The sequence below is a fragment of the Sphingomonas jatrophae genome (genome assembly GCF_900113315.1).
GTDB lineage: Bacteria > Pseudomonadota > Alphaproteobacteria > Sphingomonadales > Sphingomonadaceae > Sphingomonas_P > Sphingomonas_P jatrophae.
Genome location: NZ_FOZG01000002.1, coordinates 655,904 through 678,068, shown reverse-complemented (window position 1 = coordinate 678,068; position 22,165 = coordinate 655,904). Strand labels below are relative to the sequence as shown.

Genomic DNA, 22,165 nt, shown 5'->3' with positions numbered 1-22,165 from the left:
GTTTCCATATCATAAGCGGGGGCATGATCGAGCCGCGCACCCGCCAATCGCCTGCCGACGTGGCCGGCCACTATGACGAGCTCGATCACATCTACCGCGCCGTCTGGGGCGAGCATGTCCACCATGGGCTGTGGACCAGCGGTCGCGAGACGAGCGAGGAGGCGACCGAGGCGCTGAGCCTCGCCGTTGCCGATCGGCTGGGATTGCGCGGCGGCGAGGCGCTGGTCGATATCGGCTGCGGCTATGGCGCCACCGCCGCGCTGTTCGCCAGACGGTTCGACGCGCGCGTGACGGGGTTCAGCCTGTCGCCGGCGCAGGTTGCGGTGGCAGCGGCGCGGGGCGACGCGCGCCTGTCCTTCCACGTCCGCGACTGGCTCGACAATCGCCTGCCCGACGCGAACCGCGACGGCGCCTATGCGATCGAGAGCAGCGAGCATATCGCCGACAAGCCCGCCTTCTTCGCCGAGGCGGCGCGCGTGCTGAAGCCGAGCGCGCGCTTCGTCGTCTGCGCCTGGATCGCGGCGGACAGGCCGACGCGCTGGCAGGTCGATCACCTGCTCGAACCGATCTGCCGCGAGGGCCGCCTGCCCGGCATGGGCACCGAGGGCGAATATGTCGCCATGGCCGAGGCCGCCGGCTTCGGGCCGGTCAAGGCGCAGGATGTCAGCGACCGCGTGGCGCGCACCTGGACGATCTGCCTGCGCCGCTTCCTCGTCCGCCTGACGCATGACGCCGCCGCCCGGCGCGTCCTGCGGCATGGCCGTGACCGCGCCTTTGCGCTCAGCGTGCCGCGGCTGATCTGGGCCTATCGCAGCGGCGCGATGCGCTACATCATCTTCACCTTCGAGCGGAGATCCGCATGATCCTCTACGGCAGCAGCTTTTCCCCCTTTGTCCGCAAGGTGATCGCCTTCGCCGCCGAACGCGGCGTCGCGCTGGAGAACAAGGCGATCCTGCTCGGCGATCCCGATCCCGCCTTCCGCGCAGCCAGCCCGCTGGCCAAGATGCCCGCTCTGGTCGACGGCGATTTCTCGATCGCGGATTCGACCGCGATCGTCACCTATCTCGACGGCGTGGCCCCGGGCGCCAAGCTGATCCCGGAGACTCCGCGCGAGCGGGCGACGGTCTATTGGTGGGACGAGTTCGCCGATACCGAGCTGTTCGGCGTCGGCCGGCGCATGTTCTTCAACCGGGTGGTGGCGCCGCTCTTCCAGCGCAATCCCGCCATCGCCGATGCGGCCGACGCGGACGCGGCGGAGCGCGACGATCTGCCGCGGATCCTAGCCTATCTGGAAGACGTCGTGCCGGAGCCGGGCGGCTGGCTGGTCGGCAGCAGCCTCAGCCTGGCCGATATCGCCGTCGCCAGCCCGTTCGTGAACTTCGATCATTGCGCCAGCAGCCCTTGGGCCGACGCCTATCCGCGCGTCGCCGCCTGGGTCCGCCCGATCCTCGCGCGGCCGAGCTTCGCCGGCGTCGTCGACAGTGAGACGCGGCTGCTCGCCAAGGTGCGGGGGAGGGGGGCGGCATGATCCTCGCCGCTGCGCTGCTGCTCGCCGCCGCGCCTGGCGATGCGGCGCTCGCCGCGCGGGTCGACAAGGTGCTGGCGCGGACCCCCATCGTCGACGGGCATAACGATCTGCCGTGGGAGCTGCGCGCCAATCACGGCCGGCGGGTGGAGGCGGTGGACCTGCGCGCCGGCACCGACCGGCTCGCCGCGCCGCTGCAGACCGACATCGCCCGGCTCCGGCGCGGCCATGTCGGCGCGCAATTCTGGTCGGTGTGGATCCCGGCGACGCTGAGTGGGGACGAGGCGATCCGCACCACGCTGGAGGAGATCGACATCGTCCACCGCCTCGTCGCGCGCTGGCCGGACACGTTCGAATTCGCCCGCACCGCGGCCGACGTGCGGCGGATCGAGCAGGCGGGCCGCATCGCCAGCCTGATCGGCGTGGAAGGTGGCGCGCAGATCGGCGGCAGCCTCGCCACGCTGCGGCTCTATCGCCGGCTCGGCGTCGCCTACATGACGCTGACCCACTCGAAGACGACCGACTGGGCGGACAGCGCCACCGATGCGCCGCGCCACGACGGCCTTTCGCCGTTCGGCGTGGCGGTGGTGCGCGAGATGAACCGGATCGGCATGATCGTCGATCTCAGCCATGTGTCGGAAGCGACGATGCTCGATGCGCTCGCCGCGACGAAGGCGCCGGTGATTTTCTCCCATTCGGGTGCACGCGGCGTCAACGATCATCCGCGCAACGTGCCCGACAGCGTGCTGGCGAAGCTGCCGGCCAATGGCGGCGTGGTGATGGTCAACGTCTATCCCGCCTTCGTCTCGCGCGCCTATCGCGACTGGTCGGCCGCGCGCTCGGGCGAGGAGGCACGGCTGAAGGCGCTCTATCCGGGCGATGCGGCCGCGGCGGCTGCGGCGCTCGCCACATGGGACAATGCCCATGCGGTCCCGCGCGTCACGCCGGCCGACCTCGCCGATCATGTCGAGCATATCGCCCGCGTGGCAGGGCGCGATCATGTCGGCATCGGTGGCGATTATGACGGGATCGACGGCACCGGGCCGGAAGGGATGCGCGGCGTCGACGGCTATCCCCTGCTGTTCGTCGAACTCGCCCGCCGCGGCTGGAGCGATGCGGATCTCGCCAAGCTGTCCGGTGGCAACGTGCTGCGCGTGATGGCGCGGGCGGAGGCGGTGGCCGCGGCGATGAAGGATGTCCCGCCGGCGATGGAGGATGTGACGCCCACGCAATGAAGTTGCGCCATTGGTGTGACTTTCGTGACCTTCGCCGGAACGCAGCGTCGCCGCGAATGAGACGGTTCTGTTGCGGCGCGGCATGAGGTAAGGGCGCGCTCATGCTGAATCTGTCCAACGTCACCGTCCGCCTCGGCGGGCGCACGATCCTCGACGGTGCCACGGCCGCGCTGCCTCCCGGCAGCCGCGTCGGGCTGATCGGCCGCAACGGTGCGGGCAAGTCGACGCTGGTGCGCGTGATCGCGGGCTTGCTGGAGCCGGACGGCGGGTCGGCGGACATGCCGCGCGGCGCCCGTCTCGGCTATATCGCGCAGGAGGCTCCCGCGGGCGATGCCACGCCGTTCGAGACGGTGCTCGCCGCCGATACCGAGCGCGCCGCGCTGATGGCCGAGAGCGAGACGTGCGAGGATCCCGATCGCCTCGGCGACCTCTACGAGCGGCTGATCGCCATCGACGCCTATACCGCGCCCGCCCGTGCCGCCGGCATCCTCGTCGGCCTCGGCTTCGACGAGGAGATGCAGGGCCGCCCGCTCGACAGCTTCTCGGGCGGCTGGAAGATGCGCGTCGCGCTCGCGGCCCTGCTGTTCAGCCAGCCGGATCTGCTGCTGCTCGACGAGCCATCGAACCACCTCGATCTCGAAGCGGTGATGTGGCTGGAGGACTTCCTGCGCGGCTACAAGGCGACCATCGTCGTCGTCAGCCACGAGCGGGATTTCCTCAACAACGTGGTCGATCACATCCTGCACCTGCAGAACGGCAAGATCACGCTCTATCCCGGCGGCTATGACGCGTTCGAGCGGCAGCGGGCCGAGCGGATGGCGCAGCTGGCGGCCGCCAAGGCCAATCAGGATGCGCAGCGCGCCAAGCTGCAGGATTATGTCGCGCGCAACTCCGCCCGCGCATCGACCGCAAAGCAGGCGCAGAGCCGGGCCAAGATGCTCGCCAAGATGCAGCCGATTGCCGAGCTGGCGAACGATCCCTCGCTGTCCTTCGGCTTCCCCAACCCTTCCGAGCTCAGGCCCCCGCTCATCACGCTCGACCTCGCATCGGTCGGCTATGCCGAGGTGCCGATCCTCAAGCGGCTGAACCTGCGCGTCGATCCGGACGACCGGATCGCGCTGCTCGGCCGCAACGGCAACGGCAAGACGACGCTCGCCCGCCTGCTCGCCGCGCAACTGGCGCCGATGGAAGGCGCGATGAACGCCAGCGGCAAGATGAAGGTCGGCTATTTCACCCAGTATCAGGTGGAGGAGCTGGACGCCGACGACACGCCGCTGGAGCATATGACGCGGACTATGAAGGGCGCGACGCCGGCCGCGGTGCGCGCGCAGCTCGGCCGCTTCGGCTTCTCGGGCGACAAGGCGACGGGCAAGGTCGGCAAGATGTCGGGCGGCGAGAAGGCGCGGCTGGCGCTGGCCCTCATCACCCGCGACGCGCCGCACCTGCTGATCCTCGACGAGCCGACCAACCACCTCGACGTCGATGCCCGCGAGGCGCTGGTGCAGGCGCTGAACGACTATACCGGCGCCGTCGTGCTGGTCAGCCACGACCGCCACATGCTGGAGCTGACCGCCGACCGGCTGGTGCTGGTGGACGGCGGCACCGCGCGCGACTTCGACGGCAGCCTCGATGATTATATCGCCTTCGTGCTGGCAGGCGATCCGGCCAAGGCGGGCGGCGCCAAGGCCAAGCGCGACAAGAAAGCGGCCGCCGCGCAGAAGGAGCGGGACAGCCAGCTGAAGAAGGCGATCCGCGAGATCGAGGCGGAAACCGCCGCGCTCAACGAACGCCGCAGCGCGCTCGACCGCGCGATGTTCGATCCCTCAGGCGCGGAGCCGTCGCTCAAAGGGCTGGCCATGTCCGAGCTGATGAAGCGCCGCGCCGACGTGCAGGAGAAGCTGGACGCCGCGGAAGCGCGGTGGCTGGAGGCGAGCGAGGCGCTGGAGGGCGTCAGCGCCTGACGCGTGCCGGGGTGACGAAATAGGAGCGGGACTCAGATCCGCTTCTCGTAGATCCGATAGGTCTTGTTGACCCGCCCGTTCACCGTCTCGGCGATCGAGCGCATGCCCTGATTGTCCTCCAGGATCCAGCCGATCTCGCCCCGTGTCGCGCCATAATCGGCGACGGAGGCGCGGCGGATATATTCGATCATCATGAAGGCGAGCTGGCTGGCCAGCCGCGTCGCCTGCAGCCGCTTGACGACGCCCATCAGCGGCACGCGCATCGTCCGCACCTTTGGCCGGCGCATCCACAGCAGCATCTTCACCCAGTTGAAGGGCAGCAGCGATCCGCCGAAGCCGGCCAGCTGCTCGTTGAGGTCCGGCCACGTCATCATGAACGCCGCAGGCTCGCCGTCCACCTCGGCCACCATCACCAGATCCTCGAAGATGATCGGCTTCAGCTTCTTGCCGGCGAAAGCGATCTCCGCATCGGTGAAAGGCACAAAGCCCCAATTGTCCGACCATGCATCGTTGAGGATGTTCAGGATCGTCGCTGCTTCCTCGGCGAAGCGGGACTTGTCGACCTTGCGGATGCGGATGCGGGGGTTGCGCTCGCCCGACGCGATGATGCGCTGGACGATGGGCGGGAACTGGTTGGTGATGTCCAGCTCGAACGTCTGGAGATCCTTGGCGGGCGTGTAGCCGGCACCCTCGACGATCGCTTCGTAGCCGGGCTTGTTGTGGCCCATCATCACCGTCGGCGGATGATCGTGGCCCTGGATCAGCAGGCCCGGCTCCTCCCACATCGACATGGAGATGGGCGCCAGCACGCGGCTGAGCCCGCGCGCCTTCAGCCGCGCCTCGGCATGCGCGATCAGCGCGGCGCCGACCTCGGCATCCTCCGCCTCGAGCAGGCCCCAATTGCCCATGTCCGGGCCACCACCCTGTTCGGGCGACATTTGCTGGAACAGCCGGTCGACATGGGCCGAGATGCGCCCGACCACCCGGCCGCCGCGCTCGGCGAGGAACAGCTCGACCTCGGCATGTTCGAAGAACGGATTCTTGCCCGGCGTGATCAGGCCGAGCAGTTCGTCCTTCAGGTTCGGCACCCAGGCGGGATCGTCCGCATAGAGGCGGAACTGGAGATCGACGAACGCCTTGCGATCCGCCTTGCCGGCGACGGGGCGGATGGTGATCGCGGTCAAGATAATCCTCCGGAGAGCGGCGGGGTCGAGCAATCCCGCGGCTAGGCCAAGGCCGCGGGTTCGACAAGCGCTGGCCAGACACGGACTGGCAACGCCGCGATGCTGCCACTATCTTGGGGCTTAGGCACCCCATGACCAGCACGACCCTTTCCCCCCGCGACGTTGGCGCAGCGGCGCCCGCCCGCGGCCGTCCGCGCGGTGGCGACGATGCTGCGCTGCTGCGTGTCGCGGCCGAGGCGGCGCGCGATTTCGCCGCGCCCGATCCGCGCATCTTCTGGGCGGACATGCTCGCCTCCGCTACGCTCGGCTATGCCGCGCTGGTGGCTGCGATCCTGCTGCACGGTGCGGCGGCGTGGGGGGCGGGCGTCGTCGCGGCGCTGGCGCTCTACCGCGCGGGCAGCTTCATTCATGAGCTGACGCACGTGAAGCATGCGCAGCTGCGCGGCTTCCGCCTCGGCTGGAATCTTGCCGTCGGCGTGCCGCTGCTGGCGCCGTCCTTCATGTATGAGGGCGTGCACACGCTGCACCATGCCCGCACGCGTTATGGCACGATCGACGACCCCGAATATCTGCCGCTCGCCCGGATGAAGCCGTGGACGGTGCCGCTGTTCGTGTTGACCGCAGCCCTCGCGCCGATCGCGCTAATTTTCCGCTTCGCGGTGCTGACGCCCTTGTCGCTGCTCAGCCCGCGGCTGCGCGCCACGGTGGTGGCGCGTTACTCGGCGCTGGCGATCAACCCCGCCTTTCGCCGCCGCCCGCCCGAAGGCGCGCTTGCCCGGCAGTGGCGCTGGCAGGAGGCGGGGGCGAGCTTGTGGGCGATCGCGCTCGTCCTGCTGGTGGCGACGGGCACGCTGCCGCTCCGCGCCTTCCTGATCGGCTTGGGCGTCACCTCGGCGATGATGGTGGTCAACCAGATCCGCACCCTCGTCGCGCATCTCTGGGAGAATGAGGGCGAGGCGATGAGCGTGACCGCGCAATATCTCGACTCGGTCAACGTGCCGCCGCCGACGCTGCTGCCCGCTTTGTGGGCGCCGGTCGGCCTCCGCTACCACGCGCTGCATCACCTGCTGCCGAGCGTGCCCTATCACCGGCTCGGCGCGGCGCACCGCCGGCTGGTGACGGCGCTGGGCGCGGACTCGCCCTATCATGCGGCGAACCATCCGGGGTTGCCGCAGCTGGTGGCGCGGCTGGTGCGGGGAACGCTGCGGGGCTGAGCCCCGCGCGGCCTCATTCTTCGGTGCGGATCAGGATCGTCTCGCCGATCAGCAGGAACAGCACGAACGGCGCCCATGCCGCGAGGAGCGGCGGGTAGGCGCCGAGATTGCCCATGGCGAGGGCGAAATTGTCCGCCACGAAATAGGCGAAGCCCAGCCCCATGCCGATGACGAGGCGGACGAACAGCCGCCCGGATCGCGCAAGCCCGAACGCCGCCACCGCGCCGAGCAGCGGCATCAGCACGGCCGAGAGCGGCCCCGAAATCTTGTGCCACAGCACCGAGCGGAGCGCCCCGACCGGGCGGCCCGCCTTCTCCAGCTCGTCGATCGCATCGGCGAGGCCGATGAAGGAGCGGCCTTCGGGATCGACATCGGCGAGGGTGAACCGGTCGGGCGTGATGCCGCGGCCGATCTCGGCCGCCGGCACGGCGATGACCTTGCCCGAGGCGACGTCGAAGCGGCTTGCCTGCGCGACCCGCCAGCCGCTGCCCGCGCGGACGCCCTGCGCCCCGGTCAGGATCGACACGAGCCGGCCGCCATCCCGCTCATAGACGGTGACGCCCGTCAGACGCACCGCATTGCCCCGGCCCGACGCGGTGTCGGCATGGATCAGGTCGTCACCGTCGCGCACCCAGACGTTGGAAACGATGCCCCGATCGCGCGGCACCGGCCCGTAATCCGCCGCCTCCCACGCCGACAAGGCAGCGGTGGCGCGCGAGACGATGCGATCGTTGAACGCGAAGGAGGCGACCGCGATGCCGAGGCTGGCAAGCACCAGCGGCGCGAGGATCTGGTGGGCGGAGACACCGCCCGCCTTCATCGAGATGATCTCGCTATTCTGGTTGAGGCTGGCGAAGCAGATCAGCGTGCCCAGCAGCACCGCGAAGGGCAGGAAACGCTGGATGATCTGCGGCAGCCGCAAGCCGGCATAGCGCCACAGCTCCGCATCGCCATTGCCGCGATAGGCCAGCACCTTGCCGGATTCGCCGAGCAGATCGAGCGTCAGCAGCACCAGCACCAGGGCGCCGAGCACCGACGCGCTCGTCATGAGGAAGCGCCGCGCCATGTAGCGGGTGATCGTCGCCGAGGGGAAGAAGGCGATGTTCATGCGCTCGCTCCCCCGCCGCGGCGGAACAGGCGCGCAATGCCGCGACGCACGCCCGCCATGGCCTTCGATGCCCAGCGTTCCAGCGCACCGATCGGTTGCCCGCCAGGCACATGCGCCAGCGTTCGATACAGCCACCAGCTCAGCGCCGCGAACAGCAGGAACGGCACCCACAAGGCGACTGCGGGATCCACGCCGCCGCGATCGCCCAGATCCTGCGCATATTCGTTGATCTTGTGCTGGGTGACGATCAGCACGATCGACAGGAACACGCCGAGCGCGGACGAGGACCGCTTCGGCGGCACCGCCAGCGCGACCGCCAGCAGCGGCAGCACGAACATGGCCGCCACCTCGACCAGACGGTAGTGGAACTCGGCGCGCAGCTCGTTGGACGTGCGCTTGGGCGTGCCCGCAGCCTTCGCGTCCCGCGCCAGCTCGGGAATGGTCAGCTCCCGGTCGCGGCCGCCGCGCTGGCGGAAGGATTCCATCTTCGGCAGGTCGATCGGCAGATCGTGCCGCTGGAAGGCGAGCACGCGGGGGGCACGGAAGCTCGGTGCATTGTGGACGAGCGTGCCGTTCCGCAGGCGGAAGATGATCGTGTTCGGATCATCCGTCGCCAGGAACGTCCCCTGCTCGGCGGTGACGGCGAGCGACTTGCCGTCGCTGCCCTCGGCACGGACGAAGATGCCGGTCAGGTCGCGCCCGCCGGCAGCCGATTTCTCGATCCTGAGCGTCATCCGCTTGCCAAGCTTGGTGAACTCGCCGACCTTGATGGAGGCGCCCAGCGCGCCCGAGCGCAGTTCGTAGCGCAGCCGCTCATAGCCATAGCGCGCCCAGGGCTGGACGTAGCTGACGATGCCGAGATTCACGACCGCCAGCGCCAGCGCATACATGTAGGGCACGCGCAGCAGCCGGCCGTAGCTGAGGCCCACCGCCCGGAAGATGTCCAGCTCGTTCGACAGCGCCAGCTTGCGGAAGGCGAGCAGGATGCCGAGCATCAGCCCGATCGGAATGCCAAGCGAGAGATATTCGGGGATCAGGTTCGCCAGCATCCGCCAGACGACGGAGACCGGTCCGCCCTCCTGCGCGACGAACTCGAACAGGCGCAGCATGCGGTCGAGGATCAGCAGCATGGCCGCCAGCAGCAGCGTGCCCATCAGCGGCACGAAGATCAGGCGGGCGATGTAACGATCCGTGAGGCTGGCGATTTTCAAGATACGGACGTCCCGCCACCATGTTCTCGCCGCAATCGCGGCCCACCTGCATCGACGACAAGGGGGTTTGTGACCTCTGCGCGACGCGCGGGGGCTATAGCTGCCGGGAGTAGATCGGTCATGCTGAAAAGGTGCGGTTGGACGATGGCGGCGGCAGGGCTGGTCGCCCTCGGCATGCCCGCGGCCGCCGCGGTGCTCGGGCCGGAGGCGCCTGCCTGCCGGGCGGAAGCGAATGTACCGGCGGTGCTGGTGCGGGTGGACGGGTTCAAGGCGCGCACGGGCGGCCTGCGCGTGCAGATTTACGGCTCGAACCCGGACGACTTTCTCGAGAAGGGGCGCAAGCTGAAGCGCATCGACCTGCCGGTCACGCCGCGCGGTGCGATGGAGGTGTGCGTGGCGCTGCCGAAGGCCGGCAATTACGCGGTGGCGGTACGTCACGACATCGACGGCTCGGGCAAGTCGGGCTGGAACGACGGCGGCGGCTTCTCGCGCAATCCCAAGCTGTCGCTGTTCTCCTACAAGCCGAAATATGAAGAGGTCGTGGTCGGCGTCGGTGCCGGCACGCGCACGGTCGATGTGCGGCTGAACTATCGCCAGGGTCTGTCGATCGGGCCGGTGAGGCGCGAGGGATGACCGGCATGGCGCGCGTTGCCCTCCTCTCCAATCCGCGCTCGACGGGCAATCGCGCGCTGCTGCCGCGCGTGCGCAGCTTCTGCGCGCAGCGCTCCGACATCTTCCACTATGAGGTGGAGGATGTGAGCCAGATCGGTGAGGCGTTGCGCACCATCGCCCGGGTTAAGCCGGCGGTGCTGGTGGTCAATGGCGGCGACGGCACGGTCCAGACGACGCTGACCGAGCTGCATCACGGCGGCTGGTTCGGCGATACGCCGCCGCCGGTCGCGGTGCTGCCCAACGGCAAGACCAACCTGATCGCGCTCGATCTGGGCGCGGAGGGCGATCCCATCGCCGCCTTGGAGCGGGTGCTGGAGATTGCGCGCGAGGGTGTGGAGAAGCACGTCATCACGCGCGAACTGATCGCGCTCAGCCATGACGGCGAGGGCGAGGGCAATGCCCGGCCGGTGCTGGGCATGTTCCTCGGCGGTGCGGGGCTGGCCGATTCGATCCTGTTCTGCCGGCAGAAGGTCTATCCGCTTGGGCTGCCCAACGGCTTCAGCCATGTGCTGACGGCGCTGGCGGTGATCGCATCGCTGATCTTCGGCATCCGCGCCGCCTTCCTGCCGCCACGGCCGGGGCACGTGAAGGTGTCGCTGATGCGCCAGGGCCAGCATCAGGGCCGGTTCTCGCTGCTGATCGTCACCACGCTGGAGCGGATGCTGATCGGCACGCGGACGGTGCGACAGGGCGGCATGAAGCTGATGCTGGTGGATCACCGGCCGTTCACGCTTGTCCGCGCGATCTTCGCGGGCGTGTCGGGCAAGCTTGGCCGGCAGACGATGAACGGCGTCCATCTGGGCGAGGGGGATGAGATCCGGATCGAGGGCGTGCGCTCCAGCGTGATCCTCGACGGGGAGATCTTCTCGGCGGACAAGGACCGCGCCATCGTGCTCCGCCAGACTGCGCCCGTGCCGTTCCTGCGGCTGGCGGCATAAGCGGCGCTCTTGTCCCCCGGACGGTTCCGGGGAACGGCTCGACGATGGACGGCTCCGCACTTCTCGATCTCGTCACGGCCGAGCTGGCGCAACCCGTCGATCCGCGCGTGGCGGCGCTCGCAGGCGAGGTCGCACGCCGCCATCCGGGATCGCTGGCGGTGCTGTTCTACGGATCCTGCCTGTGGAAGCAGGGGCAGGGCCTCGACGGGCAGATGCTGGATTTCTACCTGATCGTCGAGGATTATGCCCGCGCCTTCGGCAAGCGCTGGCAGGCGGTCGCGAACCGGCTGCTGCCGCCCAATGTCTTCCCGATCGAAGCCGGCGGGCTGGCGGCCAAATATGCCGTGCTGAGCCTCGATCATCTGCGTCGCGAATGCGGCCCGGCTGCGCATGATGCCTCCACCTATGCACGCTTCGCCCAGCCGGCGCGGCTTGCCTGGATGGCATCAACGGAGGCTGGCGTGGAGATTGCCGATGCAGTGGCCCTCGCCGCACCGACGCTGCTGCGCTTTGCGGCGCCGATGGTGCCGGCAGGCGAGGGCGACCCGCTCGACCTGTGGCGCACCGCTTTCGATCTGACCTACCGTGCGGAGCTTAGGGCGGAGCGCAAGGGGCGTTCGGGCTCGATCGTCGAGGCCGATCCGGCGCGATATGCGCGCTTTGCCGAAGCGATTCTCGCCGCTGAACCCGCGTTGGCCGGGCCGTTCGACGCTGCCCATCGGCGCACTGCGGCGGAAGGCTGGGCACATATCGCCAGGCGCGGCAAGCGTCGCCAGCTGGCCAAGCTCGCCAAGGCAAGCCTGACCTATGCCGGCGGCATCGATTACCTTGCCTGGAAGATCAATCGCCACGCGGGCACGCAGATCGCCATCCGTCCGTGGCAGCGGCGGTGGCCGCTGCTTGGCGCCCTGACGCTGCTGCCGCGGCTGATCCGTGGCGGTGCGGTGCGCTGATCGATCAGGCGGCGCGCTCGGCCGGGGGCAATGTAATCGCCTCGGCAACGGCACGCGCCAGCTGATCGACGGTGAAGGGCTTGCGCAGCACGGCATGGCCACGGAAATCCTCCGCATCGCCAGCCTCACCGACATAGCCCGTGACGAACAGCACCGGCAGCGCCGGCGCGCGGCGGGCAAGCTCGGCGGCAAGCGCAGGACCGGTCATGCCGGGCATCACCACGTCGGTGACGACGAGCCGAACGCCCGCCAGATCCTGCGCCAAGGCCTCGTCACCGCTGGTACAGGCGATCGGCAGGTAGCCGAGCTCCTCCAACGCGCCGATCGTTGCGCCACGGACGCGGGGATCATCCTCCACCACCAGCACGCGGCTGCCGCGTTCTGCGACGGTCGGTGCCAGCTGGAGCTGCACGACGGGCGCCGCCACCGCCGGGGCAACGGCCTCGTAGCGCGGCAGCAGCAGCGACAGCGTAGTGCCTGTGCCGACGGCGCTGCGGATCGCTACCTCTCCACCCGACTGGCGGGCAAAGCCGAAGATTTGGCTGAGCCCAAGACCGGTGCCCTTGCCGACAGGCTTGGTGGTGAAGAACGGCTCGAACACGCGCTCGGCGAGTTCCGGCGGCATGCCGCAGCCGGTGTCCGCAATGTCTATGCGCACGTAATCGCCCGCCGGTGCGTCGCCGACCTCGCCGGCACGCAGCGTCACGTTGGTGGTCGCGATGGTCAGGCGGCCTTCGCCCTCCATCGCGTCGCGCGCATTCACCGCGGCGTTGAGGATGGCATTCTCCAGCTGCCCGGGATCGCACCAGACATGCCAGGGGGCGGCGGGTGCCTGCACCACCACCTCGATCCGCTCACCCAGCGTCCGATCGATCAGGTCGGACATGCCCCCGATCAGCCGCGTCGGGTCGACCCCCTCGGGCAGCAACGGCTCGGCGCGGGCAAAGGCAAGCAGGCGGCGGGTGAGGGCGGCCGCGCGGTTCGCCCCCTCGAGCGCATTGTCGAGGTGGCGGGCCGCATCGGGGGCCTGCGTGCCAAGCCGCCGCCGGGCGAGATCGAGACCGCCAACGACGACCGCCAGCATATTGTTGAAGTCGTGCGCGATGCCGCCGGTCAGCTGGCCAACTGCCTCCATCTTCTGGATCTGACGCAATTGTGCCTCGGCAGCCGCACGCGTCTCGGCCTCGGCGCGGAGGGCGGCATTGGCGTCGGACAGTTCGCGCGTCCGCTCGGCCACCGCAGCCTCCAGCGACAAGGCGCGTATCTCCTCCTCGTCCGCGCGGCGGCGGGCGGAAGCGCGCTGGCCAAAGGCTTCGACCGCCAGCCACACCAGCACGCCCGCGACGAACACTAGCGCGACGCCGAGCAGGGATAGCAGGCGCGCCAGCCGGTTGGATCGCTCGACCTTCTGCTGCGCCAGATCGGACAGTCGTCCCAGCCGGGCACGCTCGTGATCGGCGATCTCCTCCATCCGCCGGGCGATCACCGGAATGGTCAGCGCCTTGCCGGCCTCGTAGAACATCGACAGCGCCGGCCAGCCCTGGTGATAGGTGGCGCGCGTCGCGGGAGCGGCGAGCTCATCGCCACGCTCGCGGTACAGGCGCGCGAGGTCCCGCACGCGCTGCGCCTGCGCGGGATCGTCGGCGACGAGGGTGCGCAGCTTCTCCAGCTGCGTGCCCGCGCGGCGCCATTCGTCGAAGTAGAGGAAGCCGGTGCGCCGATCGCCCGAAATGACGAAGCGGCCGAGCGCCGCTTCCGAACGCGCCATGGCAGCGTCGAGCCCGCGAATGACGAGCAGCACGTCGTAGCTGCGCCGCTCGCGCGCGAGCGCGTCGTCACGCGCGCGGTTCGACAGCGCGACAAGGACCACCAGCGCGATGAGGAGCAGGGCCGCGGCGAACGCGCCGCCGGTGGCAGCACCGCGCCGCCAGACCTTGCCGGTCCCCCCTTCGCGCGTGGCAACGATCGGTTCGGTCGCCATGCGGACGCGACTATGCCGGAATAACGCAGATGGTTCCCGGCAGCCCGACTCAGCTCAGCCGATACAGCCCACGGCCTGTCCGGCAGCGGCGAACATCGTCAGGATTTCCCCGACCTGCTTGTCGCTATGCTCGGCACAGAGCGAGCAGCGCAGCAGGAAAGTGCCGGCGGGCGTCGCCGGCGGGCGCGCCATGTTGACGTAGAGTCCCTGCTCCAGCAGCGCCTGCCACATGCCGACCGCCTGCTCCTGATCGGGCAGGATCACCGCGATGATCGCTGACTGCGCGGTTTCGGTGCCGAGCTTGAACCCCAGTTCGCGCAGGCCCGCGTGCAGGCGGCGCGAGTTCTTCCACAGATGCGCGCGCTTGTCGGCGGCGTGCATCAGCTTGCGGATCGAGGCAGCGGCGGTGGCAACAACCGACGGCGGCAGCGAGGCGGTGAAGACGTAAGGGCGACAGACGAGCCGCAGCACTTCGAACTTCGGGTGGTTGGAGACGCAGAAACCGCCCACCGTGCCGACCGACTTGGAGAAGGTGCCGACGACGAAGTCGATGTCGTCGGCGACGCCCATCTCCTCATAAACGCCGCGGCCGTTCGCGCCGAAGAAGCCCATGCCATGCGCTTCGTCGCACAGGATCATCGCGCCATGCTTCTTCGCCACCGCCACCATCTCGGGCAGCGGCGCGACATCGCCGAACATCGAATAGACGCCTTCGAGGACGACGAGCTTGCCTGCCTCCTTCGGCAGCCGGCCGAGCCGCTTGTCGAGATCCTCGACCGAATTGTGGCGGAAGCGGACCACCTCGGCATTGCCCAGCCAGCAGCCGTCATAGATCGACGCGTGGCTGTCCGCATCGAGGATGATGTAGTCACCCTTGCCCGCGAGCGTGGAGATCATCCCCAGATTGGCCTGGTAGCCGGTGGAGAAGACCATCGCATGTTCGGTGCCGTAGAATTCGCGCAGCGCCGCTTCGCAATCCTTGTGCGGATCGTAGGTGCCGTTCAGCACGCGGCTGCCCGTGGTGCCCGAACCGAAATCGTCGAGTGCGGCCTTGCCGGCGGCAATAACGTCCGGATCGAACGTCATGCCCATATAATTGTAGGTGCCGAGCAGGATGGTGCGGCGGCCCTGGATGATCGCCTCGGTCGGGCTGGTCACCCGCTCCATCACGATGGCGAAGGGATCGCGCACGCCGGTGGCGAGCAGCGCCTCCCGCTCGGCGATCAGCGGATCGAACTTGGAGAAGAGATCGCGCGAGGGCGCGGCGTCGTCGCCCAGGCGGACGGCGTCGGGGGTCTCGACCGCGTCCGTCATGCCTTCAGCTTTTCCACCGCATCGACCAGCTGGCCGACCGTCTCGATCTCCGCCTGCATGTTCATGGTGATGGTGATGTCGAACGCATCCTCTACCGCTGCGACGAAATCCATCACGGTCAGGCTATCCCATTCGAGATCGCCGGCGAAGGTGGTGGCATCGGTGAGGCTGATGCCCTTCTTGTTGAAGGGCTCGATTTCAGCGGCGACCTTTGCGAAGGTCTCGGTCCTGTCGGTCATGGCGGCGATCCTTAGCGGGGGCGCATGGTGCCTGCCAAGCGATTGCGGCGCAAAGAAGCTCCGGTTAGGCGGGCAGGAAGCGTTGTCGGCGGGCGGGCATGAACGAACCGGTTCAGATGAGCGACGATACCTGGGTCCACGCCATGCACATGGTGCGGACCGGGCAGCAGATCCACGTCTCGCTCAGCCAGATGGCGGATCAGAAGGCGTCGATCCTGATGGGCGCCACCTTCGTCATCTTCACGATCACAATCAGCCAGTCGCGCGGCGGCCACGCGCCGCTGCCGCTGCTGATCCTGGGCGCGTTCGCCTTCTTCGCGGCGGTGTTCGCGGTGCTGGCGATCCTGCCGGCGACCAAGCCGCCGCAAGGGCCGATCAACCTCCTGTTCTTCGGCTCGTTCACGCAGCTGAGCGAGCAAGATTATGTCCGCCGGGTGGTGGGCGAGCTGACGGCGGAGCCGGACATCTACCGCACGATGATCCGGGACATGTACCAGAACGGGGTGGTGCTGGCGCGCAAGAAGTATCGCTTTCTCGGATATGCCTACCGCATCTTCCTCGTCGGGCTGACGCTCAGCTTCGTCGCGTTTGTCGTGCAGTGGGCGCTGACGCAGGGCTGAGCCGCCCTAGAGCCAGCCCTTGTCGCGATACCAGTCGGCGGTCGCCTTCAGGCCGTCCGCGGTGGCGATCTGCGGCTGCCAGAGCGCTGGATCGGGGCGCGTCCGCACGACCCAGTCGGGATGGCACATGTAGCGCACTCGGTCCGCGGTGAGCTTGGCGGCACCCCGGCGGACCAGCCCGTCGGCGAGGCTGGCGACCCGCAGCAGCGGCCGCGGCAGCGCCACCGGCACGGCACGGCGACCGACCGCGGCACCGATGGCGCGGGCGAAATCGCCATGGCTCCAGCCTGCCGCCACGCCGTCGTCCGGCTCAAGGATGCGGTGGCGCGGCGTCGGCGCGGTGGCGAGCGCGAGCAGCAGCCGCGCGAGATCCTCGGCATGGATGACGGACAGCCGCCCCCCCCCCGGCGGCAGCGCGACGATCCCGCGCTTGGCCATGCGGAACAGCTCCAGGATCTCGCGATCGCCGGGGCCGTAGATTGCTGGCGGGCGGACGATCACCCAACCGAGCGGCGCCGTTTCGACCAGCGTCTCCGCCTCGGCCTTCGACGTGCCGTAATCGGATAGGCTGGGTTCGCGCGCCGAGAGCGAGGAGACGAATACCAAGCGATCGATGCTGGTGCCGATCGTGGCATCGAGCAGCGCCTGCGTGCCCGCGACATTGCCCGCGCGAAAGCCCGCCAGGTTACGCGCATTGACCACGCCGGCGACGTGGATGACCGCATGCGCCCCCTCTACCAAGCGCGCCAGCGCGGGCGCGTCGGCCAGCGTGCCTTCGACCCAGGTGATGCCGGGGTGCGGCATTTGCGGACGGCGGGTCAGCGCGCGCACCTCATGCCCGCCATCCAGCGCGACACGCAGGACGTGGCCGCCGACGAAACCGGTGGCGCCGGTCAGCGCGAGGATCACAGCAGCACCAGATGGTCGCGGTGGACCATCGCGGATCTGGGCGCGTAGCCGAGGATCGCCGCCAGCGCGTCACTCCGCCGGCCGACGATGCGGGCGGCGTCGGCCGCATCATATTCGGCCAGGCCACGGGCGATCCGGCCTTCGGGCCCGTGAATGTCGATCACGTCGCCGCGGGCGAAGCGTCCTTCGACGACCAGCGCGCCCGCCGCCAGCAGGCTGTTGCCCGCGGCAAGAGCAGCGGCGGCGCCAGCGTCGATCCGGATCACGCCGCGCGCGGTCAGCCGCCCGGCCAGCCACGCCTTGCGGGAGCGGGCGCGGGCGGCCGCGACGAACACGCTGCCGCGACCGTCCGCTTCCCACGCCGCCAGCGGCCGATCGCGCTTGCCCGAGACGATGGCGAGATGCGCGCCCGCGGAGGTGGCGATCCGCGCCGCCTCAAGCTTCGACACCATGCCGCCCGAGCCCATTCCGGAGGCCGAGCCGCCATCCGCCATGGCGCGGATGCGCGCGTCTATGCGGGTGATTTCGGGGATGAAGGCAGCGTCCGGATCGCGGCCGGGATTGGCGGTGTAGAGACCGTCCACGTCGGACAGCAGCACGACGCCTTGCGCCGCCGCCGCCTGACCGATCCGCGCGGCCAGCCGGTCATTGTCGCCGAAGCGGATCTCCTCGGTGGCGACCGAATCATTCTCGTTGATGACGGGCACGACGCCGAGCGACAGCAGCCGGTCGAGCGTGGAGGCGGCATTGAGATAGCGGCGGCGATCCTCGAGATCGTCGAGCGTGACGAGCATCTGCGCGGCGGTCAGCCCCTCGGCGCCGAGCAGTTCGGCCCAGCAGTGCGACAGCGCGATCTGGCCGGTCGCGGCGGCGGCCTGCGCATCCTCAAGGCTGGCGCGGCCTCCCTTGGGCAGCTTCAGCCGCCGCGCGCCGAGCGCGATCGCGCCCGACGAGACGACCGCGACCTGCTGCCCGGCCCGCGCTCGCGCCGCCAGATCGGCGACGACCCCGGCCAGCCAGTCACGACGGACATGGCCGGCGGGATCGACCAGCAGCGCCGAGCCGATCTTGACGACGAGCCGCGGGCAGGCGGCGGGAGCGAAGCGGCGGGGCATCAGGCGCGCGCTAGATGGGGGACCATTCGCCGCCGCTCTGCGCCGCCGGCGACTGGAGCGGCCCGAGCGCCTCGACGATGCGATCGAGCGCCGCGTCGACGCCGGTGCCTGCCGCGCCCGAGAGCAGCAGCACCTCCGCCCCGCTCGCCTTGGCCAGCTTCTTCTGGAGCTTGGCGACGTCCTTTAGCTCGACCGCATCTATCTTGTTCAAGGCGACGATCTCGGGCTTGTCCTCCAGCCCTGCGCCGTAAGCCTCCAGCTCGTCCCGCACGATGGCATAGGCATCCAGCGGATCGTCGCCCGAGGCGTCGACGAGGTGGAGGAGGACGCGGCAGCGCTCGATATGGCCGAGGAAGCGGTCGCCGATGCCGGCGCCGTCCGCCGCGCCCTCGATCAGGCCGGGAATGTCGGCGATGACGAACTCGCGCCCGTGACGGCTTGCGACGCCGAGCTGCGGGCGCGTGGTGGTGAAGGGGTAGGCGCCGACCTTGGCCTGCGCGTTGGTGACCGCGTTGATGAAGGTCGACTTGCCGGCATTGGGCAGGCCGACGAGGCCCGCGTCGGCCAGCAGCTTCAGCCGCAGCCAGACATAGGCCTCGTCGCCCGGCCAGCCGGTGCCGTGCTGGCGCGGCGCGCGGTTGGTGGAGGTCTTGTAGCTCAGGTTGCCGCGGCCGCCGTCGCCGCCGCGCATGAAGACGACGCGCTGGCCGGGCTCGGTCAGGTCGAGCAGCAGCGTGCGCTCCTCGTCGTCGGCGAGAACCTGCGTGCCGACGGGCACCTTGATGACGAGATCGTCGCCGCCGGCGCCCGTGCGGTTGGAGCCGGCGCCGCCGGAGCCGCGGGGCGCGCGGAAGTGCTGGGTGTAGCGGAAGTCGATCAGCGTGTTGAGGCCGGGCACCGCTTCGAACACGATGTCGCCGCCCTTGCCGCCATTGCCGCCGTCGGGGCCGCCATATTCGATGAACTTCTCGCGGCGGAAGCTGACGGCTCCGGGGCCGCCCGCGCCCGAGCGGACGAAGATCTTTGCCTGGTCGAGGAAATGCATGGAGCGCCCGATAGCGGAAGGCGGGGCGAAATGCGATTAAGTTGACGAAGTTGACACTCAGAGGCCCGTTTCCGACATGGACGGGCCCTTGTAGGGCGGGCCCTATCGCCCGGCCATGAGCGTCGGCACCTCGCCCGGCAGCTCACGCGCGAGCAGGCCGATGGGGCCGAGCCGGGCGGAGACGCGGCGGCCCGCCTCGCCGTGCAGCCACACGCCCCAGGCCGCTGCCAGCAGCGGCGCCGCACCGCGGGCGAGCAGGCCGGCGATCACGCCCGCCAGCACATCGCCCGAACCGCCTGTCGCGAGGCCCGAGCCGCCGCCTTCATAGTGCAGCGTCTCGCCATCCGGCGCCGCGATCACCGTCCGGGCGGACTTGAGCACGACCACCGCGCCCAGCCGCGCCGCCGCCTCGCAGGCGTGGCGCGCGGGATCGGCGCCGATGGCGTCCTCATCCTCGCCGGTCAGCGCCGCCATCTCGCCGAAATGCGGCGTCAGCACGATGCGGCCGTGCCAGCGATCGAGCGTGCCGCCGCACTCGCCGAGGCAGGAGATGGCGGCGGCATCGAGCAGCAGCGCAGGGCCCTCGGGCGGATCGGCGAGCAGCGCGCGCACCAGCCGCCCCGCCGCATCGCGGCTGCCCATGCCCGGGCCGAGCGCCAGCACGTCGCAGCGGCCGAGCCCGGCGCGGAGCGGCTCCGCCGCCGCCTCGGCCAGTTCGCCATCTTCGTCCGCGGGCAGCGCCAGCACGGCACATTCGGGGAGCAGCAGGCCGAGGCCGATCGCCGCCTGATCGATCGTGCCGGCGCGCACCTTGCCCGCGCCCGCACGCAGCGCCGCCTCGGCCGTCAGCCGCAGCGCGCCGGGGCAGAGCGCCGATCCGCCGGCCAGCAGCACGCGCCCGCGGCTGTTCTTGTCGGTCGCCGAGTCGCAGTCGGGCAGGGGGTTGGAGTCGAGCCAGGCGCGGTCGAGCGGGGTCATCCGCGCACCGCGACGGGCGGCTCGGGTTCGTCCGTCACCGGCACGTCCGCCGCCTCGACCGGCGCGGTGACGTTGTAGCGGGTGAGGACGAGATTGCCGTCGCGCCCCGAGGAGGGATCGAAGCGATATTCGGTGATCGAGCAATTGGCGACATCGCCTTCGCGATCGATTGCGAGGATCTGCGCCTCGTCCAGATTTTCGATGATGTAGCGCAGGCACAGGACGACGACCTGATGCGCGACGATCATCACGCGGCGGCCGGCATAATGGAGCGACACGGTGTCGAGCACCGAGCGCAGCCGCAGGATCACGTCGCACCAGCTCTCGCCACCCGGCGGGCGGTGATAAAATTTGCCGAGCAGGCGGCGGAATTCGGCCTGGTCGGGCAGCGTTTCGTGGATCCCCGCGGTGGTCAGGCCATCGAGGATGCCGAACTCCTTTTCGCGCAGCCGCTCGTCGCAGCAGATCGGCTCATCCGGGTCGCAGCCGCCGGCCGCGCGAAACAGTCGCGCGGTGTTCATCGCGCGGACGTAAGGCGAGGCGAGCATCACCTCCGGCCGCTCCTCCGCGCCGGCGAACCAGCGGCCGAGCGCATCGGCCTGCCGCTCGCCCAACGGGGACAGGGGCACGTCGACATCGCGACTGTCGAGCGGGATGCGCGCCAGCCCTTCGGCATGGGCGGCGTCGCGCGCGACATTGCCGGCGCTCTGCCCGTGGCGGACCAGCCACAGGTGCGAGGGCCAGCGCGACGCGCTCACGCCACCTGATCCAGCGACACGTGGCCTTGTGCCTTCAGTGCCTCGACCGCGCGCTTGACCTCCTGGCTGGAGCCGCGCGGCAGGATCAGCACGGCATCGCCCGTCGCGATCACGATCAGATCCTGCACGCCGACCGCGGCGACGAGCGGGCCATCGCTGCGGATCAGGCAGTTGCGCGTGTCGATCGCCAGCACCTCGCCATGAGCGGCATTGTCCCGGTCGTCGCGGGCGGCGAGGGCGTGGAGCGCATCCCAGCTGCCGACGTCGGACCAGCCCATCTCGACCGGCACGACGGCGACCTTGTCCGCTTTCTCCATCACCGCATAGTCGATCGAATCGGACGGCGAAGCGGCAAAGGCATCCGCGTCGGGATAGAGCCGCGTGCCCTCGCGCCGGGCGGCCTCGTGCGCGGCGCGCGCGGCCGCGGTGATGCCGGGGGCGTGCGCGTCGAGCGCGGCGAGAAAGGCATCGGCGCGGAACAGGAAGATGCCGCCGTTCCAGTTATAGGCGCCGGTGCTGAGATAATGTTCGGCCGTCGCGCGATCGGGCTTCTCGACGAAGCGCTCGACCTTGTGGACGCCGGGCATCAGCGCCTCGCCCGTGCAGATATAGCCATAGCCCGTTTCCGGGGCATCGGGCGTGATGCCGAAGGTGGCGAGCCAGCCGCGATCGACCAGCGAACGCGCGACGGCGACGGCATCGCGGAAGGCGGCGACATCGGCGATGACATGATCGCTGGGCATCACCAGCATCTGTGCGTCGCCCGGCAGCGCGAGCGCGGCGAGCGCGATCGCCGGCGCGGTGTTGCGGGCGACGGGCTCGAGGATCAGCGCGGCGGCGGGCGTGCCGACGGCGGCAAGCTGCGCCTCGATCTCGTCGGCATGTGCAGCGCTGGCGACGACGATCGGCGGATCGAACGCCTGCACGTCGGCCGTGCGCTGCGCGGTGAGCTGAAGCATCGTTTCCGCCGCGGTGAGGCTCAACAGCTGCTTAGGCCGGGCGGTGCGCGAGAGCGGCCACAGCCGCGTGCCCGATCCACCCGAAAGGATGACCGGCGTGATCCTGCTCGTCTCGCCCATGCGGCGTCTCAATCCCCTGTGCGGCTTTGCCCCCGGCGCAAGTGCGCCGTTACGGCAGTGTAATCGATATCACGACGGGAAGGTTGCAAGCCGGGCAGCGCGGTTCAGTTTTTCTTTGCCATTCTG

Annotated in this window: 21 protein-coding genes; 9 read left to right on the top strand and 12 right to left on the bottom strand. The window is 69.6% G+C overall.

The annotated features are described in order from the left end of the window. The first annotated feature begins 23 nt into the window (after nucleotides 1-23). The 4 genes from BM360_RS12505 (at nucleotide 24) to BM360_RS12490 (ending at nucleotide 4,721) form a co-directional block, all read left to right on the top strand. Nucleotides 24-863 (top strand): methyltransferase domain-containing protein, encoded by an 840-nt coding sequence (locus BM360_RS12505; RefSeq protein WP_093315082.1) that lies wholly within the window; start codon nucleotides 24-26, stop codon nucleotides 861-863. Beyond that, on the top strand, nucleotides 860-1,528 hold the full coding sequence (locus BM360_RS12500) for a glutathione S-transferase family protein (protein WP_093315080.1): 669 nt from the start codon (nucleotides 860-862) through the stop codon (nucleotides 1,526-1,528). Before BM360_RS12505 ends, BM360_RS12500 begins: the two co-directional genes overlap by 4 nt. After that, nucleotides 1,525-2,760 carry a dipeptidase gene (locus BM360_RS12495; RefSeq protein ID WP_093315078.1) on the top strand — a complete coding sequence of 412 codons (1,236 nt, stop codon included), beginning with the start codon at nucleotides 1,525-1,527 and terminating at the stop codon, nucleotides 2,758-2,760. Before BM360_RS12500 ends, BM360_RS12495 begins: the two co-directional genes overlap by 4 nt. A 101-nt stretch (nucleotides 2,761-2,861) precedes the next feature. Further along, on the top strand, nucleotides 2,862-4,721 hold the full coding sequence (locus BM360_RS12490) for an ABC-F family ATP-binding cassette domain-containing protein (RefSeq protein ID WP_093315076.1): 1,860 nt from the start codon (nucleotides 2,862-2,864) through the stop codon (nucleotides 4,719-4,721). Nucleotides 4,722-4,753: 32 nt separating this feature from the next. Here the strand turns inward: BM360_RS12490 and BM360_RS12485 are convergent, their stop codons facing one another. Next, entirely contained in the window at nucleotides 4,754-5,905 is a 1,152-nt protein-coding gene (locus tag BM360_RS12485; protein WP_423228908.1) for an N-acetyltransferase, read from the bottom strand. A 131-nt stretch (nucleotides 5,906-6,036) separates the two neighbouring features. Between BM360_RS12485 and BM360_RS12480 the strand changes: the two genes are divergently transcribed. After that, nucleotides 6,037-7,119, top strand: coding sequence for a fatty acid desaturase family protein (locus BM360_RS12480; protein ID WP_093315074.1), 1,083 nt, complete (start codon nucleotides 6,037-6,039; stop codon nucleotides 7,117-7,119). Nucleotides 7,120-7,132: 13 nt separating this feature from the next. Here the strand turns inward: BM360_RS12480 and lptG are convergent, their stop codons facing one another. Together lptG and lptF are read right to left on the bottom strand one after the other, a co-directional pair. Beyond that, nucleotides 7,133-8,227 carry an LPS export ABC transporter permease LptG gene (gene lptG / locus BM360_RS12475; protein WP_093315072.1) on the bottom strand — a complete coding sequence of 365 codons (1,095 nt, stop codon included), beginning with the start codon at nucleotides 8,225-8,227 and terminating at the stop codon, nucleotides 7,133-7,135. Further along, complete coding sequence (gene lptF / locus BM360_RS12470) at nucleotides 8,224-9,438, bottom strand: LPS export ABC transporter permease LptF (RefSeq protein WP_093315070.1); 1,215 nt, start codon at nucleotides 9,436-9,438, stop codon at nucleotides 8,224-8,226. The genes lptG and lptF overlap by 4 nt, the downstream gene beginning before the upstream one ends. Before the next feature lie 120 nt (nucleotides 9,439-9,558). Here lptF and BM360_RS12465 point away from each other — a divergent pair, with 120 nt between their 5' ends. The 3 genes from BM360_RS12465 to BM360_RS12455 are packed head-to-tail and all read left to right on the top strand — an operon-like array spanning nucleotide 9,559 to nucleotide 12,001. Continuing rightward, on the top strand, nucleotides 9,559-10,071 hold the full coding sequence (locus tag BM360_RS12465) for a DUF2141 domain-containing protein (protein ID WP_093315068.1): 513 nt from the start codon (nucleotides 9,559-9,561) through the stop codon (nucleotides 10,069-10,071). Nucleotides 10,072-10,076: 5 nt separating this feature from the next. After that, nucleotides 10,077-11,048: a diacylglycerol/lipid kinase family protein gene (locus tag BM360_RS12460; protein WP_093316028.1), complete on the top strand. Its 972-nt coding sequence runs from the start codon at nucleotides 10,077-10,079 to the stop codon at nucleotides 11,046-11,048. Between the two features lie 44 nt (nucleotides 11,049-11,092). Next, nucleotides 11,093-12,001, top strand: coding sequence for a PIN domain-containing protein (locus BM360_RS12455; protein WP_093315066.1), 909 nt, complete (start codon nucleotides 11,093-11,095; stop codon nucleotides 11,999-12,001). 4 nt (nucleotides 12,002-12,005) lie between these two features. Here BM360_RS12455 and BM360_RS12450 read toward each other — a convergent pair whose 3' ends face one another. Genes BM360_RS12450 through BM360_RS12440 form a run of 3 tightly spaced genes read right to left on the bottom strand, consistent with a single transcriptional unit; the run spans nucleotide 12,006 to nucleotide 15,535 of the window. Beyond that, entirely contained in the window at nucleotides 12,006-13,982 is a 1,977-nt protein-coding gene (locus BM360_RS12450) for an ATP-binding protein (RefSeq protein WP_093315064.1), read from the bottom strand. A 54-nt stretch (nucleotides 13,983-14,036) separates the two neighbouring features. Then, the gene (gene spt / locus BM360_RS12445) at nucleotides 14,037-15,296 is read right to left on the bottom strand and encodes a serine palmitoyltransferase (RefSeq protein WP_093315062.1); all 1,260 of its coding nucleotides are present in this window, start codon (nucleotides 15,294-15,296) and stop codon (nucleotides 14,037-14,039) included. After that, nucleotides 15,293-15,535, bottom strand: coding sequence for an acyl carrier protein (locus tag BM360_RS12440; protein WP_093315060.1), 243 nt, complete (start codon nucleotides 15,533-15,535; stop codon nucleotides 15,293-15,295). The genes spt and BM360_RS12440 overlap by 4 nt, the downstream gene beginning before the upstream one ends. 98 nt (nucleotides 15,536-15,633) lie before the next feature. Here BM360_RS12440 and BM360_RS12435 point away from each other — a divergent pair, with 98 nt between their 5' ends. Beyond that, a complete protein-coding gene (locus tag BM360_RS12435) occupies nucleotides 15,634-16,155 on the top strand; it encodes a Pycsar system effector family protein (protein WP_165611300.1) in 522 nt (173 codons plus the stop codon). 6 nt (nucleotides 16,156-16,161) lie between these two features. On the opposite strand, the gene BM360_RS12430 is transcribed toward BM360_RS12435, so the two are convergent. The 6 genes from BM360_RS12430 to BM360_RS12405 form a co-directional block, all read right to left on the bottom strand. After that, on the bottom strand, nucleotides 16,162-17,064 hold the full coding sequence (locus BM360_RS12430) for an NAD-dependent epimerase/dehydratase family protein (RefSeq protein ID WP_093315058.1): 903 nt from the start codon (nucleotides 17,062-17,064) through the stop codon (nucleotides 16,162-16,164). Beyond that, a complete protein-coding gene (gene proB / locus BM360_RS12425; protein ID WP_093315056.1) occupies nucleotides 17,061-18,179 on the bottom strand; it encodes a glutamate 5-kinase in 1,119 nt (372 codons plus the stop codon). The genes BM360_RS12430 and proB overlap by 4 nt, the downstream gene beginning before the upstream one ends. A 10-nt stretch (nucleotides 18,180-18,189) precedes the next feature. After that, the gene (gene obgE / locus BM360_RS12420) at nucleotides 18,190-19,224 is read right to left on the bottom strand and encodes a GTPase ObgE (RefSeq protein ID WP_093315054.1); all 1,035 of its coding nucleotides are present in this window, start codon (nucleotides 19,222-19,224) and stop codon (nucleotides 18,190-18,192) included. A 102-nt stretch (nucleotides 19,225-19,326) separates the two neighbouring features. Further along, nucleotides 19,327-20,202: an NAD(P)H-hydrate dehydratase gene (locus tag BM360_RS12415; RefSeq protein WP_093315052.1), complete on the bottom strand. Its 876-nt coding sequence runs from the start codon at nucleotides 20,200-20,202 to the stop codon at nucleotides 19,327-19,329. After that, a complete protein-coding gene (locus BM360_RS12410; protein ID WP_093315049.1) occupies nucleotides 20,199-20,960 on the bottom strand; it encodes a histidine phosphatase family protein in 762 nt (253 codons plus the stop codon). Before BM360_RS12410 ends, BM360_RS12415 begins: the two co-directional genes overlap by 4 nt. Then, nucleotides 20,957-22,039 (bottom strand): mannose-1-phosphate guanylyltransferase/mannose-6-phosphate isomerase, encoded by a 1,083-nt coding sequence (locus BM360_RS12405; protein WP_093315047.1) that lies wholly within the window; start codon nucleotides 22,037-22,039, stop codon nucleotides 20,957-20,959. Before BM360_RS12405 ends, BM360_RS12410 begins: the two co-directional genes overlap by 4 nt. Nucleotides 22,040-22,165 lie beyond the last annotated feature (126 nt).